We start from the raw sequence: 14,809 nt of genomic DNA, 5'->3' as shown, positions 1-14,809 counted from the left end.
TTAAAGGCTTTCACCACCATCTACTTTCACAATTGTACCATTGATCCATTTGGCTTCGTTTTTACAAAGTAAATAAACCACATTTGCCACATCTTCCGGTTCTGTGAGTCGTTTAAATGGATTTCGTTTAATAGCAATTTCTTTAATTTTTTCACTATTCGGAATCAGTTGAAGAGATTTTGTATTGGTCACACCCGCTTGAATGCAATTGCTTTTGATGCCAAATTCAGCAAATTCATAAGCAATTTGTCTTGAAATCGCTTCCAACGTTGCTTTGGCAGCACTCACGGCTCCGTAATTTGGAATTGGTTTCAGACTTCCTTCACTGGTAAAAGAAATAATTCTAGCATCGTTATGAAATAATTCCGCTTCAAAAACTGCTTTTGTCCAATCGTACAACGAAATTGCCATCGCATTGATAGTTAATAAAAAATCATCGGTTGACAGTGAATTTTCAGAAGTCATACTTTTTAAACTTCCTTTTGCTATGCTGTGAATCAGACATTTTACTTTATCAGAACCAATTTCAGACTTTATTTGATTAATGATTTCTTGTCGTTTTTCAGATTGTAAAGCATCTACATTAAAACTCAAAAAGGAAATTCCGGCTGATTTGATAGTTTCAAATTCATTTTCAATTTCGGGTAATTCTACTCGCGTATTTCGGTGAATGATGCAAATATTCATTCCGTTTTCGGCTAACTTTTTAGCAGAAGCCAATCCTAATCCGGAACTTCCTCCGAGGATGATTGCCCAAGTATGTTGAAATTCGTTTACCATTCTAATAAAATTCGCTGTGCTGTAAATCCGGGACCAAAACTCAACATCAGCCCTCTTTGACCTGATTTTGGATTTTGTTGCATAATTCTTTCCAAAACAAATAAAACGGTGGCACTCGACATATTTCCGTATAATCGCAGAACTTCTTTGGTATCGTTGATGTTTTTACCAAAATCTAAAAATAAATCTTCGACTAAATTTACGATTTTTTTCCCACCTGGATGAAAAATTAAATAATCAATATCCGAAATAGATAAATTGTTTTTTTCTAAAAAAGGATGAATAATCGCTGGAAAATGTTCGCCAATAGTTTCAGGAACTTCAATATCCAAAACCATTTTTAAACCTTTATTCGTAAAATCAAAGCCCATCATTCGTTCTTTATCATAAAAATGATACATTGCTTCATCTATCATTTTTGGCCCTTCATCTTCCGGAAATGAAGATAATAATGCACACGCTGCTCCATCTCCAAAAATCGCAGCACTGACAATGTTTGCCATCGAAAAATCATCCAATTGAAATGTTGCTGTTGGACTTTCAACTGTAATTACAGCCGCTCTTTTGTTGGGATTGGCTTTGAGGAAATTTTTGGCATAAATCAATCCCGAAACGCCTCCCACACAACCCATTTCGGTCACCGGAAGTCGAACAATATCTTGTTTTAATTGTAATCGATTGATGAGATAAGCATCTAGGGACGGAATCATAATGCCGGTGCAACTCACAGTGATAATATAATCAATGCTTTGCGGACTCCATTTTGCTTGATTTAATGCTTTTTGAAGCACTTGTTCGCCTAACACAATCATTTCTCGTGAATAAATTGCATTTCGTTCTTCGAAAGATTGGAGCGAAAAAACTTCTTCCGGATGCATGATCGAGTAGCGTTTGTCGACTTTTGCTCCTTCTACAATTTTTTTGGCTTTTCTGATAAACCGCTCTTCTTGACCGTGAAGCCAATTATCCATTAATGGAATAATTTCCGAAGTTTCTCTGGAATATTGCGGAAGTTGCGTTGCAACGGTTATGAGTTTTACAGCCATTTTAATTTATTTATTTCCGAATAATCCATTGGTATCTAAACGCCCATTTCCATTGAATCGTTTGTTCTGTTGCGTTAATTTTTTTTGAAAAACCAATTAATTCTTCTTTTTTAAAGCCTTTTAAGATAGAAAGTAAACCATCTTTTTTGGGCATTTCTTCTAATTGAAAGACAAAACAAACCAATTGAAATAAGTGATAGGCAATGGAACTTCTGTGCAAATCATTTATAACAATTCCGAGCTTACTTTTTGCTAAATAATCTTGTAAAATTAGATTAATTTCATCATCACTAAAATGATGTAATGTTAAGGTAAACAATGTAATATCACTATTTACTTGATTTGTTTGTTGATGTAAAATATTTTCCTGAATATAGTTAATATTTGGGAAATTTTCAGATAATTGTATGGCCTCTTTGATTGTATAAGCGTTCGCATCAATACCAATTAAATCAAATTGATATCCGTTTGAATGTCCGAATTTTGCAATTTCACGTAACATATCTCCATTTCCGCAACCAACATCACAAATGCTAATTGATTTAGATTTATCAACAGATTTTAGTAATTCTTTTACGCCGTTTAATGTTAACTTGTTTCCGCCTAATTTTTGATTTATTGACGCGATGGTTTGTAAAGCTGTGGACAATTCACTTCCTTCCATAGAAAAATCATCCATTAATTCTTCTTCTCTGTTGCGAAATTTGGTGTTTACAAACATTATTGAATTGGCTTTCCGTGCGTTTTTTGAATTAGGAAAGGTAGTGATTTTGGGAAGATTATCAGCCATTTCATCATCATATTACTCAGAACTGGATTAAGTAATAATTTTGAGAGCATTTTACCCATTTGTATGCGTGATTTAAAATTGAAATTCCATTGATTAGTGTAGTTTATTTCGAATTCCTTGCGATTTACTCTCCCATTTAGAAAATCAATCGTGCATTCACTGGCTATTTTGGCACTGTGAATTGCCATCGCCATTCCGTTTCCGCATAGCGGATGAATTAGTCCGGCTGTATCACCGAGCATTAAAATATGGTTTTCTACTTGCTTTTTGGTTTCAAACGAAATTTGACTGATGGTTAATGGTTTTTCAAAAAGCAGTTCTGAACTCTCAAAAATAGCTTTGAGTTTTGGATTTTTACTTAAAACATTCGACTGAAAATCGGAAATAGCTTTGTGTTTTTTAAAAGATTCATATTTAGTTAAATAACAAATATTGATGATGTCATCTTCCACCTTTGAAACACCACAGTAACCACCATCAAAATTATGTAATTCTACTAAATCATTTGGAAAATTCCCTTTATAATGAGCTTTTACACCAAGCCATGCCGATTTTTTTTGGATGAAATTTCGTTGAAGTTTGATATCTAAATTAGACCGTTTTCCAAAAGCTCCTAAAACCACTTTTGCTACATAAGTTTCGTTATTTTCGGTTTGAATGGTAAATGAATCCTCTGAAAAATTAATCTCATTTACTTGTTGATGAATGATTTGACAACCAAATTCTTTGGCTTTTTCATAAAGATAATTGTCTAATTTATAACGACTTATTCCAAATCCACCCAACGGAAGAACAGCCGAAATAGATTTTCCGTTATTGATTGAAATTGATGTTTTATTGATGTGAGTTGGCTGTAAGAATTCAATATCTAAACCCAATTCTTCTATATAATGAAGGACTTCATTGGATATGAATTCGCCACACACTTTATGTTTTGGATAGGTGTTTTTTTCAAAAAGAATAACTGATTTTCCCTCTTTCGTTAATTGAATAGCGGCAGTTAATCCGGCAAGTCCACCGCCGATGATTGCTATTTGGGGAATTGGGATCATTTGACTAAAGTAGTCTATTTATCTTAAGAAAAACACTAAAAAGTCAGTTTATCATTTACTGTCTTTTTTGTAATTCTTCTTTAATACTTTTAGTTTTTTTTGATAACGTAGTTACTATTGGTAAAAAAGCGATAGGTAAAATTGTGAAAATAGGAATTCCCATTTTTATATTAAGAAATATTCCACTAATCAACATAATGCCCATTGCTGCTAAAATTAGAAAAGTATATGATTTTAGCGTCTTTTCTTTTGTTTTAAGTTGGTCTGTTGTGAGTTTGGATAAATCTTTTACTTGCATAGAAAATACAGTTTATTGTCAACAAATTAAATCATTTTTTTAATTAACAAGGAACTTCTTTGTCAAAATTTCATTTTCTGTTGCTAATTTTAGAATATACATTCCATTAGAAAGTTCATAAACATTGATAGTATTATTGGCGTTTAAATTTCCAGAAGCAACTGTTTTTCCCATTACATCAATAATTGAATAATTTGACACAATTCCATTAAAATCAACTTTTACAAAATCATTGGCTGGATTTGGTGAAATTGAAAATGAAGTAGATTTATTTTCGTTCAAACCTAAAACTCCATATCTGCTAACTGCAAATATAGAATTATCACATTCGAATTCCAAAATATATTCTGATGGTAATGGCAGATTATCAACGATTCCAGTTACTGTGTTTACAACTTTTAAATGGCGTTCACCAACAGCATCTACACCAACAAAAATAAGTGAATTGGTTTCTTGGTCAAAAGTTTTGTTGCCCATTTCATATCCTGGAGTGTCAACCATATCAACAATTGTTGATACAGTGGCGTCTAGAGGATTTAAGATACCAATTTTAACAGAGATTGGTGTTTCAGATTCATATGAATTGTTGTACATGGTGTATATTCTATTCGTTTTATTGCTAAATTCTAATCCATAAAAATCAACCGATACTGAATCCGGAATTGGCAGTATTGTATAAGAAAAAGGTTGAGAATTTACATTTACAGTAACTAGTTCTTTAATGCCATCTTCTTTTAATACAGTGAAATAAAATTTCTTTGAATTGGAATCAAAACAGGAAGAATCATGATAAAAACTTCTAAAATCATCAAAATTTATAACCCCTAAAGTTGTAGTTGTTTGTGTTGAAGGATTAAACATTTTAAATTCAGGATTGTTAGGGTCTGTAAAATCATAACTGTAAACTAAACCACTCTCCATATCAACTTCGCTTCCACCATTGTAAATGCTACTTTGCGGAGAAACAGTTACTATTTGAGAATTGGTATCATAACTAAAAAGTTTATTTTGATATTCACCTGAATCATACTGAATTGCATTGACATAGAATTTTCCGCTTCTAACATCAAAAGTTGAAGTTCCCATGTAAACAGATTGAATTGTGGAAGGTGTGCTGCTGTTGAACGAACTAGAACCGGCATTCCATTTAACGATATCCAATTCATTATTTTCAGTTATATTAAAACCAATTAATTTGATTTCCTGAGCATTTACTATTAAAAAATTGCTTAGTAAAATACAAATTGTTACAAATAATTTTAAGTAGTTTTTAGATTTCATAATAATTTGATTTACAGAATAATAAATCAAATTTACTTACATAATTTAACATTTCTCATTAAACATAAGTTAAATGTTTTTAAAATAAAAAAAAGACAACATAAATCTACTGCAAAAAAAAGGGCTTACTGAATTGATAAATTTCAATAAGCCCTTAATAATTTAAGTAACTATTATTTACAATTTTCCTTCCTTAATTTCCTCCACTATTTCAGGATTTAATAACGTAGAAATATCACCAAAATTAGAATAATCTCCTTCCGCAATTTTTCTCAATATGCGACGCATGATTTTTCCGCTTCTCGTTTTTGGTAAACCGGAAACAAATTGAATTTTATCTAGTTTGGCAATTGGCCCGATTTGATCGGAAATTTGTTGATTGATTTCTTTTCGTAGATTTTCTTTATCACGTGTTTCACCAATTTCTTTCAAGATTACAAAACCATATAACGCATTTCCTTTTACATCGTGAGGGAAACCAACAATTGCACTTTCAGCCACAGCCGGATGCTCGTTAATGGAATCTTCAATTGGAGCTGTTCCTAAATTATGACCGGAAACAATTATTACATCATCTACTCTACCGGTGATTCGGTAATATCCTACTTCATCACGTAAAGCTCCATCACCGGTGAAATATTTTCCAGGAAAAGCTGAAAAATAGGTTTCTTTGTATCGTAAGTGATCGCCCCAAATAGTTCGAGCCATTGCTGGCCAAGGAAATTTGATGCATAAACTTCCGGTGACTTGATTTCCTTCAATTTCATTACGTAATTCATCCATCAAAACAGGCTGAATTCCGGGTAAAGGTAAAGATGCATACGTTGGTTTAGTTGGCGTTACAAACGGGATGGGTGAAATCATGATACCACCTGTTTCAGTTTGCCACCACGTATCAACTAACGGACATCTTTTTCCGCCTACGTGGTCATTGTACCAATGCCAAGCTTCTTCATTAATTGGTTCTCCTACTGAACCAATTACTTTTAATGATTTCAAAGGATACGATTGAACATAATCAATACTTTCCTTTGCCAATGCACGAATAGCGGTTGGAGCAGTATAAAATTGGGTAATTTTATGTTTTTCAATTACTTCCCAAAAACGACTAAAATCGGGATAAGATGGAACTCCTTCAAAAATTACGGTTGTTGCTCCGTTTAATAATGGTCCGTACAAAATATAAGAATGTCCGGTAATCCAACCAATGTCGGCTGTACACCAATAGATATCATTTTCTTCATAATTGAAAACATTTTTAAACGTATAGGCCGTATAAACCATATATCCTGCCGTTGTATGTAACATTCCTTTTGGTTTTCCGGTTGAACCGGAAGTATAAAGAATGAATAAAGGATCTTCTGCATCCATGATTTCTGCTACGTTATTCGGAATTGCTTCGTCTAGAAGAGGTTGCAACCAGCGATCACGACCTTCTTTCATATTTACATTTTCATTCGTTCTTTTGGCTACTAAAACTGTTTCCACACAAGGTGATTTTTCTAATGCTTCATCAATAATACCTTTCAAATCAATGGTTTTATTTCCTCTGAATCCTCCATCAGAAGTGATGACCATTTTACATTCGCTATCGTTTATTCTTGTTGAAACGGCTGTAGCCGAAAATCCTGCAAAAACTACTGAATGTATGGCTCCAATTCGGGCACACGCTAAAACAGAAACAGCTAATTCGGGAATCATAGGAAGATAAATACAAACTCGATCTCCTTTTTTAATCCCTTGATCTCTCAACACATTTGCCATTTTGGCCACTCTTGAATAAAGTTCATTGTAAGTAATATGTTGAGCTTCTTCGTCAGGATTATTTGGTTCAAAAATAATGGCGGTTTTATCACCTCTTCTAGCTAAATGACGGTCAATGCAATTTTTAGTAATATTTACTTTTGCATCCACAAACCATTTGAATTTTGCCTCTTGCATATCAAATTCAAACACTTTGTCCCATTTTTGATACCAGGTGAAATTTTCATCGGCAATTCTATCCCAAAATTTTCGGGGTTCACGAACCGATTTTTTATACATTTTGAAATAATTTTCGAGGTCATGTATTTTATAGTAACTCATAATATTTCTGTTTTTTGGTCTAATTTTTATGTAAAAATAACGAATCTAATCGTTCATTCCAATGTATCTTTGCTAAAAAGATATAGATAAAATTGCATTAATGATTTTATTTTTGCTTTGAAACTGCATATTTTTCAATAACTTCAATTATTTCATCAATAATAAGTTCGTCATCAATAGTGGAAGGAATTTGAAATTCTATTTTGTCAACAATATTTCGCAATAATTTTCGTAATATTTTTCCCGAACGTGTTTTGGGTAATCGTTGCACAATCATCACATTTCGCAAACAAGCCACTGCTCCAATTTGGTCACGAATTAAGTGAACAATTTCATATTCCAATTGAAAATGTTCTGTTTCATTTCCGGTTTTCATTACCACCATCGCTAACGGAATTTGACCTCTTAATTCATCATTCACACCAATCACAGCACATTCTGCCACAGCTGGGTGCGAAGCTACTATTTCTTCCATTTCCGCAGTAGATAATCGATGGCCGGCTACATTGATCACATCATCTACTCTTCCAGTTATAAAAATATAATCTTCTGCATCTTTAAATCCGCCATCACCGGAGAAATAATAACCCGGAAATTTTGATAAATATCCTAACTTAAAACGTTCACTATCGTTCCATAAATCGAGCATCGTTCCCGGTGGTAAAGGTAATTTTATAACAACAAAACCTTCTTCGTTGGCACCAACTTCTTCCCCATTATCATTTAAAATACGAATGTCATATCCAGATACCGCTTTTCCAGCAGAACCGGGTTTGATAGGTAGAAACTCCACTCCCATCATATTAGCAATCATCGGCCAACCAGATTCTGTTTGCCACCAATGATCGATGGCAGGAACCGGAATATGTTGATTATACCATTCTAAAGTAGCCACATCACAACGTTCTCCTGCCAAAAATTGTGTTTTTAAACTTGATAAATCATAATCTTTGATAAATAATCCGTCAGGATCTTCTTTTTTGATGGCACGAATGGCGGTTGGAGCGGTAAACATTACATTCACTTTATGTTCTGCAATTACTCTCCAAAAGGTTGAGGCATCGGGAGTTTTAATTGGTTTTCCTTCAAAAATGATGGTTGTGTTTCTGTTAATTAACGGACCATAAACAATATAACTATGTCCAACTACCCAACCCACATCTGAAGCTGCCCAAAAAACTTCACCGGGTTTTACTCCGTAAATGTATTGCATTGAAAATTTAAGTGCAGTTGCATAACCACCTGTATCTCTGACAATTCCTTTAGGTTTTCCGGTTGTTCCTGAAGTATATAAAACGTAGAGCGGATGAGTAGAACTCACAACAACACAATCGGCCTCATCAGATCCATAAACTAACGCATCATAATCCACATCGTATTTTTTGAATGGAACTCTAGCACCTAATTTTCGATTAAAAACTACTACTTTTTTCGGTTTGTGATTGGCTAATTCAATCGCTTCATCAACTAAAGGTTTGTAGGCAATTAATCGGTCCACTTCAATTCCGGAAGAAGCTGTTAAAATGATTCTTGGTTTGCAATCATCAATTCGGATAGCCAATTCGTGAGGAGCAAATCCGCCAAAAACTACGGAATGGGTCACTCCTATCCGAGCACAAGCCAACATCGCAAAAGCAGCTTGCGGAATCATTGGCATATAAATTACTGCAGTTTCGCCTTTTTTTATACCTAAAGAAAGTAAACCTCCAGCTAGTTTGGCAACTTCGGTTTTAACTTCGTTGTAAGTATACTTTTTAATAGTTTGTGTAACCGGTGAATCATAAATAATAGCAATTTGGTCACCAAAACCATCGTCTATATGTTTGTCTAATCCCAAATAACAAGCGTTTAATTCGCCATCGGCATACCAAAGTGGATAGTCATTTTTATCTTTTGACAAAATGGTTTCGGGTTTTTTAAACCAAGAAATTAAATTGGCTTGCTCTCTCCAAAATAATTCCGGATTGTCAAGACTTTTTTGATATAATTCGTTGTAATTCATAGTTTTAGTCGTTGTTAATCTTTTAAAAGGTCATTTACTTGGTCTACCAATTTTTTGATTGAAAATGGCTTGGTCATGTAAGCATCTGCACCCAATTGCATTCCTTTTTCAATATCACTTTCTTTGTTTTTAGCCGATAGAAAAATGACTTTGCAATTGGTAAGTTTTTCATTCTTTTTAACCGATTCAATCGTAGCATAGCCATCTACATTAGGCATCATAATGTCTAGAATGATTAAATCCGGTTGTTCATTTTTTAAAATATCTAACGCTTCCTGACCGTCACGAGCGATGAATACTTCAAAATTGTTTTTCTTAAACGTATATTCCAACGACATGATAATGTTGGGTTCGTCATCTACTAATAAAATCTTTTTCATAACTTTTATTTATTTTTAGGAAGGATAAAAGAGAATGTCACACCATTTTGCACATTTTCCGCCCATATTTTTCCTTTATGAGCTTCGATGATTTGTTTACAAATTGCTAATCCTAATCCGCTTCCGATTGGTTTTTTAATATTTTGATTATTTGATTGATAAAATTTGTCGAAAATGTTTTCCAAATCATTTGAATTTACTCCTTTTCCGTTATTAAAGACATTTATTTTGATGTAATCTTCTTCTTTATCAGAAATCGTAATGATTATTAAACCTTGTTTTTCATCTGCAAACTTTATGGAATTGGAAATCAAATTGGTTATCACTTGAATGATTCGTTCTTCATCATATTCAATAATGACTTTTGATTGATTTTCATCAAATTCTAGATGAATCTTTTTGTTCGAAATCAGTTGTTGCAGAGGTGAAAGTGATTTGGAAATGGTTTGAATAATATTTCCTTTTGAAAGGTAAATTTTCTGTTTTCCGGTTTCAAATTTTTCTAAATCCAAAATTTTATCAATTAATCGATTTAAACGATCGGATTCAGTGATAATATTTTGAAGAAATTGCTTTTTAAGTTCTTCCGGAATTTCGTCATCGTCATGCAAAATTTCGCTCGCTGCCCGAATGGCGGTTATTGGTGTTCGTAGTTCATGCGTAACGGTATCTAAAAAATCATCTTTTTGCTTATCTTTTAATACTAAAGTTTCATTTGCTTTTTTCAGTTGCGATGAAAGTTCCTTTAATTCATTGGATGTTTCGGTTAATTTTTTATTGATGATGAGATTTTCTTTTGATTCTTCTAAAATTTTCAAGACTTCGGGTAAACTGATTTTATCTTCTTTGGTTACACTTTCAATTAGTATTTTGGCAGAAGCAGTTCCGATGTGACCGGTTAATAGGTTTTCGGCAAATTTGACTAATCGTGCATCTGCCATCAAATTATCGGGAGCAATATTGTATTTCATTTTAAAAATGGAAAGAGCACGATTGGTTCGTTCTTCGCCTAAAAAACGCTTCAAAACTTTCTGTATATCAGATATATAAGCAGTTCCTTTCCAAACAAAAGCATTTTCATGGTTGTTGATGTATTTATCAATATCTACAAACATTTCGGCATAATTTCGTTCGCGGTAATCACCTTTAAAACTTACAGAAACAAATAGATAAACCAAACTATTGAACAACAAACTCCAAAAAAGTGCATGTGGAATAGGTTCTAGATAATCTAATCCAAACAATTGAAATGGTTGTAAAAAAGTATAACCAAAGAAACCTTCTTTAAAAAAGTTACTTTCGGGATTGATGGAACTCATTAAAAACGGTAGCATAATCGTGTAAAAACAAATTAGCATTCCTACTACTATTCCCGCTACTGCTCCGTTAAGTGAACCTCTTTTCCAAAAAATAGCACCAAAAAAAGCCGGTCCGAGTTGGGCTACAATTACAAACGAAATCATTCCGACGGATACCAACGAAAAATCCATGATGAAAAATCGGTAGTAGATGAAGGCTAAAATGATCAGTAAAAAAATACCAATTCTTCTAATGTTTACGATGCGTTCGCTATTGCTTTCCTGGTTGTCTTTTTGTAAAGAACCTAATAATCCATACGGAATTAAAAGATTGTTACTCAACATTGTAGAAAGTGTAATAGAAGAAACTACAATCATTGAAATCGCTGCAGAAAATCCTCCTAAGAAGACCAAAACCGTCATAAATGTGTTGTCAAACAGTTGCGGAATTAAGAGTGAAAACATATCGGGATTGACATCTTTTCCTTCAAACAAAATATTTCCACCCCACGCAATCGGATAAACGAACAAATTGAATAACAAAAGATACAGTGGAAACAACCAAATGGCTGTTCGAATGTGTTTTTCACGGTTATTTTCTACGATTGACATGTGAAATTGTCGTGGTAATAAGAAGATGGAAAAAAAGGATAAAACAATAAGCATCATCCAATTCATTCCGCCTTCTAAACCATGAATTGTGTTTCTTTCTTCAAAACTTTCCATCAAAGATGCTTTGGCATAAATGGCATCAAAACCATCAAAAACGTAAAAAGTGACATACAATCCTAAAATAATAAAAAAGAACAATTTTAACACCGATTCCATCGCAACAGCAGTCACAATTCCCTTTCTTTTTTCAGAAGCATCCACATAACGCGTTCCGTAAAAGGAAGCAAAAAGAGCTAAAACCAAGGCAACATAGGTCGAAGTATCTAAAAAAACATTGGTGGTTTCAGGTGAATTGGTTACGATGTGAAATGTTTCTGAAATCGCTTTGAGTTGTAATCCTACATAAGGTAAAATAGCAATTAACGAAATAACTGTTACTAATGCTCCTAAAAATCGACTATTTCCATAACGAAGCGAAATAAAATCGGCTATACTTGAAATTTTATTGACTCTGGAAATGCGAATTATTTTTCTGAGAATAACAATCCAAGCCGGAAAAGCAATCACTGGTCCCAAATAAATCGGAATAAAATTTAAACCTGAATTGGCAGCAACACCAATACTTCCGTAGTACGTCCAAGTTGTGCAATAAACCGCTAGTGAAAGTGAATAAACATAGGGATTATTAGTCCATTTCGAGTTCCCTTTTCGCTCTGCCCATTGAGCAATGAAGAAAAGTAATCCGAGATACAACAGTAGTATGACTAATAAAAATCCGCTATTCATTGTATTTTTTTAAAAAGTAAAATGAAATGATAATTGACAATGTCCAAACCGAAAAAATGTAAAAATAGATGATTGGAATTCCAAATAGAGCTTCAGATTTGTTGAAAAGTAATAGTATTGGAAAGTTGAATGCCATCCATAACAACAAACTAATAATCACAAATTTTTGAAGATGTCTTTTTTTCATTTTTAGTTTTTCATTTGAATCACAAACTCTGCTCTTGAAATTCAAAAGCAGAGAAAGTAATTTTATCTAAAGATAATTCATTTATTAATGTCCGGTTGCCTCACCAGCTCCGGATGGAATTCTGATGTTTTCCACAATATCCTGAACATCTTGTGGTGGCTCGGGTGTAAATCTGTTAACTATCAATGCTACTGCGAAATTGGCAATCATGGCAACAGTTCCAAATCCTTCCGGTGAAATGCCAAACCACCAATTTGGTTTTAACGAATCTACCATTTCTTTTCCACCATCGAAGATACCGAATTTGAATTTTAGCATGTAATAAATCATCAATAGCATTCCCACTACCATTCCGCTGATAGCTCCTTCTTTATTCATTTTCTTGTAAAAAATGCCTAAAATAATAGCTGGAAAAAATGATGCTGCAGCTAAACCAAATGCTAATGCGACGACAGCTGCCACGAATCCAGGCGGATTAATTCCGAAATAACCAGCTATACAAACCGCAACCGCAGCAGAACCACGAGCAGCCCAAAGTTCATTTTTTTCTGAAATGTTTGGGTTAATCATTTTCTTAATCAAATCGTGCGAAACAGAAGAAGAAATTACTAATAACAATCCCGCAGCTGTTGATAAGGCTGCAGCCAAAGCTCCGGCAGCTACTAAAGCAATCACCCAATTTGGCAAATTCGCAATTTCAGGATTAGCCAAAACCATGATATCATTATCAATTTTTAATTCGTTTGCTTCTTTATCGGCAACATATTGAATTTTACCGTCTGCATTTTTATCTTCAAAGGTTAATAAACCTGTTTTCTCCCAATTCATAAACCATTGTGGCATAGAACTATATTCTTTATCACTTACCGTTTGAATTAAGTTCGCTTTTGCAAAAACTGCCACCGCAGGAGCTGTAGTATAAAGTATAGCAATCAATAACAAAGCCCATCCGGCAGATTTTCTTGCATCTTTCACTTTCTTAACGGTGAAAAAACGAACAATAACGTGTGGTAATCCGGCTGTTCCAACCATTAAAGCTAATGTGATGGCAAATACATCAATCATTGATTTTGAACCACTTGTATATTCATCAAAACCTAATTCAGTTTGAAGTCCATTTAATTTATCTAATAAAAAAGTTCCTGAACCATCAGCTACGGTTCCACCCATTCCTAATTGCGGAATTGGATTTCCTGTCATTTGAATGGAGATAAAAATGGCTGGTACCATAAAGGCAAAAATCAATACACAATATTGTGCTACTTGTGTGTAGGTGATTCCTTTCATTCCACCTAAAACTGCATAGAAAAGAACGATTACCATTCCAATAATAACACCAGTATTAATATCTACTTCCAAAAATCTAGAGAAAACTACACCTACTCCTCTCATTTGTCCGGCTACATACGTAAACGAAACTATTAGAGCACAGAAAACGGCAACTGAGCGAGCTGTTTTTGAATAATAGCGATCACCGATGAAATCAGGTACGGTGAATTTTCCGAATTTTCTAAGATAAGGAGCCAATAATAAGGCTAATAAAACATAACCACCTGTCCATCCCATCAGATAAACAGCTCCATCATATCCTGCGAAGGAAATAATTCCCGCCATGGAAATAAATGAAGCGGCCGACATCCAGTCTGCTGCAGTAGCCATTCCGTTAGCCAACGGTGAAACACCTCCACCGGCAACATAAAATTCTTTTGTTGATCCGGCACGCGACCAGATTGCAATTCCAATATAAAGAGCAAATGAAGCTCCAACTATAATATATGTCCAAGTTTGTACATCCATTTTGATTATTTTTTAGAGTTGCTGAGTAGCTGAGATACTGAGCAGCTGAGTTTTTAGATTTTTTATTTTTTCTTATGAATAGTTAACGATTGCTGTATTCTGAACACTTTAAACTGAACACTGAATACTGCAAACTGATTTCTACTCCTCGTCGTATCCGTATTTTTTATCCAATTTGTTCATTAGTCGAACATATACAAAAATCAGAATTACAAAAGCGTAAATTGATCCTTGTTGTGCGAACCAAAATCCGAGTGGAAATCCTCCGATTTTAAAACTGTCTAAAGCGTCTTTAAATAAGATTCCTGCCCCGTAGGAAACTAAAAACCAAATAGTTAAAAGAATAAGAAGATATCTTAAATTCTCTTTCCAGTAGGCGGTTGCATTTGCTTGATTACTCATAGTTAAATTTGTT

At 33.8% G+C, this 14,809-nt stretch carries 13 protein-coding genes; all 13 read right to left on the bottom strand.

The features are described from left to right. Entirely contained in the window at positions 1 to 780 is a 780-nt protein-coding gene (locus tag AC23MC_RS09800) for an SDR family oxidoreductase (protein WP_487568222.1), read from the bottom strand. Further along, positions 774 to 1,826, bottom strand: coding sequence for a type III polyketide synthase (locus AC23MC_RS09795; protein ID WP_487568223.1), 1,053 nt, complete (start codon positions 1,824 to 1,826; stop codon positions 774 to 776). The genes AC23MC_RS09800 and AC23MC_RS09795 overlap by 7 nt, the downstream gene beginning before the upstream one ends. 10 nt (positions 1,827 to 1,836) lie before the next feature. Beyond that, entirely contained in the window at positions 1,837 to 2,547 is a 711-nt protein-coding gene (locus AC23MC_RS09790) for a methyltransferase domain-containing protein (RefSeq protein ID WP_487568224.1), read from the bottom strand. Next, on the bottom strand, positions 2,547 to 3,668 hold the full coding sequence (locus AC23MC_RS09785; protein ID WP_487568225.1) for an NAD(P)/FAD-dependent oxidoreductase: 1,122 nt from the start codon (positions 3,666 to 3,668) through the stop codon (positions 2,547 to 2,549). Before AC23MC_RS09785 ends, AC23MC_RS09790 begins: the two co-directional genes overlap by 1 nt. Before the next feature lie 55 nt (positions 3,669 to 3,723). Continuing rightward, entirely contained in the window at positions 3,724 to 3,966 is a 243-nt protein-coding gene (locus AC23MC_RS09780; protein WP_487568226.1) for a hypothetical protein, read from the bottom strand. Positions 3,967 to 4,005: 39 nt separating this feature from the next. After that, the gene (locus AC23MC_RS09775) at positions 4,006 to 5,247 is read right to left on the bottom strand and encodes a T9SS type A sorting domain-containing protein (protein WP_487568227.1); all 1,242 of its coding nucleotides are present in this window, start codon (positions 5,245 to 5,247) and stop codon (positions 4,006 to 4,008) included. A gap of 177 nt (positions 5,248 to 5,424) precedes the next feature. Then, complete coding sequence (gene acs, locus AC23MC_RS09770; RefSeq protein ID WP_487568228.1) at positions 5,425 to 7,332, bottom strand: acetate--CoA ligase; 1,908 nt, start codon at positions 7,330 to 7,332, stop codon at positions 5,425 to 5,427. A gap of 106 nt (positions 7,333 to 7,438) precedes the next feature. Continuing rightward, on the bottom strand, positions 7,439 to 9,334 hold the full coding sequence (locus tag AC23MC_RS09765; RefSeq protein ID WP_487568229.1) for an acetate--CoA ligase: 1,896 nt from the start codon (positions 9,332 to 9,334) through the stop codon (positions 7,439 to 7,441). Between the two features lie 14 nt (positions 9,335 to 9,348). Next, on the bottom strand, positions 9,349 to 9,714 hold the full coding sequence (locus AC23MC_RS09760; protein ID WP_487568230.1) for a response regulator transcription factor: 366 nt from the start codon (positions 9,712 to 9,714) through the stop codon (positions 9,349 to 9,351). Between the two features lie 5 nt (positions 9,715 to 9,719). Then, positions 9,720 to 12,410, bottom strand: a complete 2,691-nt coding sequence (locus AC23MC_RS09755; RefSeq protein ID WP_487568231.1) for an ATP-binding protein — start codon at positions 12,408 to 12,410, stop codon at positions 9,720 to 9,722. Beyond that, the gene (locus AC23MC_RS09750; RefSeq protein ID WP_487568232.1) at positions 12,403 to 12,597 is read right to left on the bottom strand and encodes a hypothetical protein; all 195 of its coding nucleotides are present in this window, start codon (positions 12,595 to 12,597) and stop codon (positions 12,403 to 12,405) included. Before AC23MC_RS09750 ends, AC23MC_RS09755 begins: the two co-directional genes overlap by 8 nt. A gap of 84 nt (positions 12,598 to 12,681) precedes the next feature. Further along, positions 12,682 to 14,394: a sodium:solute symporter family protein gene (locus AC23MC_RS09745; protein WP_487568233.1), complete on the bottom strand. Its 1,713-nt coding sequence runs from the start codon at positions 14,392 to 14,394 to the stop codon at positions 12,682 to 12,684. Between the two features lie 141 nt (positions 14,395 to 14,535). Next, entirely contained in the window at positions 14,536 to 14,796 is a 261-nt protein-coding gene (locus tag AC23MC_RS09740) for a DUF4212 domain-containing protein (RefSeq protein ID WP_487568234.1), read from the bottom strand. Positions 14,797 to 14,809: the final 13 nt, after the last annotated feature.

This window comes from Flavobacterium sp. T50_26 (assembly GCF_057652995.1).
The sequence above is the reverse complement of the archived record's forward strand: the minus strand, read 5'-3'. Positions and strand labels throughout refer to the sequence as shown.

What these genes read in the sequence shown, in the direction of transcription:
- AC23MC_RS09800 (WP_487568222.1), bottom strand. Translation starts at nt 780, where the DNA reads ATGGTAAACGAATTTCAACATACTTGGGCAATCATCCTCGGAGGAAGT.
- AC23MC_RS09795 (WP_487568223.1), bottom strand. Translation starts at nt 1,826, where the DNA reads ATGGCTGTAAAACTCATAACCGTTGCAACGCAACTTCCGCAATATTCC.
- AC23MC_RS09790 (WP_487568224.1), bottom strand. Translation starts at nt 2,547, where the DNA reads ATGTTTGTAAACACCAAATTTCGCAACAGAGAAGAAGAATTAATGGAT.
- AC23MC_RS09785 (WP_487568225.1), bottom strand. Translation starts at nt 3,668, where the DNA reads ATGATCCCAATTCCCCAAATAGCAATCATCGGCGGTGGACTTGCCGGA.
- AC23MC_RS09780 (WP_487568226.1), bottom strand. Translation starts at nt 3,966, where the DNA reads ATGCAAGTAAAAGATTTATCCAAACTCACAACAGACCAACTTAAAACA.
- AC23MC_RS09775 (WP_487568227.1), bottom strand. Translation starts at nt 5,247, where the DNA reads ATGAAATCTAAAAACTACTTAAAATTATTTGTAACAATTTGTATTTTA.
- acs (WP_487568228.1), bottom strand. Translation starts at nt 7,332, where the DNA reads ATGAGTTACTATAAAATACATGACCTCGAAAATTATTTCAAAATGTAT.
- AC23MC_RS09765 (WP_487568229.1), bottom strand. Translation starts at nt 9,334, where the DNA reads ATGAATTACAACGAATTATATCAAAAAAGTCTTGACAATCCGGAATTA.
- AC23MC_RS09760 (WP_487568230.1), bottom strand. Translation starts at nt 9,714, where the DNA reads ATGAAAAAGATTTTATTAGTAGATGACGAACCCAACATTATCATGTCG.
- AC23MC_RS09755 (WP_487568231.1), bottom strand. Translation starts at nt 12,410, where the DNA reads ATGAATAGCGGATTTTTATTAGTCATACTACTGTTGTATCTCGGATTA.
- AC23MC_RS09750 (WP_487568232.1), bottom strand. Translation starts at nt 12,597, where the DNA reads ATGAAAAAAAGACATCTTCAAAAATTTGTGATTATTAGTTTGTTGTTA.
- AC23MC_RS09745 (WP_487568233.1), bottom strand. Translation starts at nt 14,394, where the DNA reads ATGGATGTACAAACTTGGACATATATTATAGTTGGAGCTTCATTTGCT.
- AC23MC_RS09740 (WP_487568234.1), bottom strand. Translation starts at nt 14,796, where the DNA reads ATGAGTAATCAAGCAAATGCAACCGCCTACTGGAAAGAGAATTTAAGA.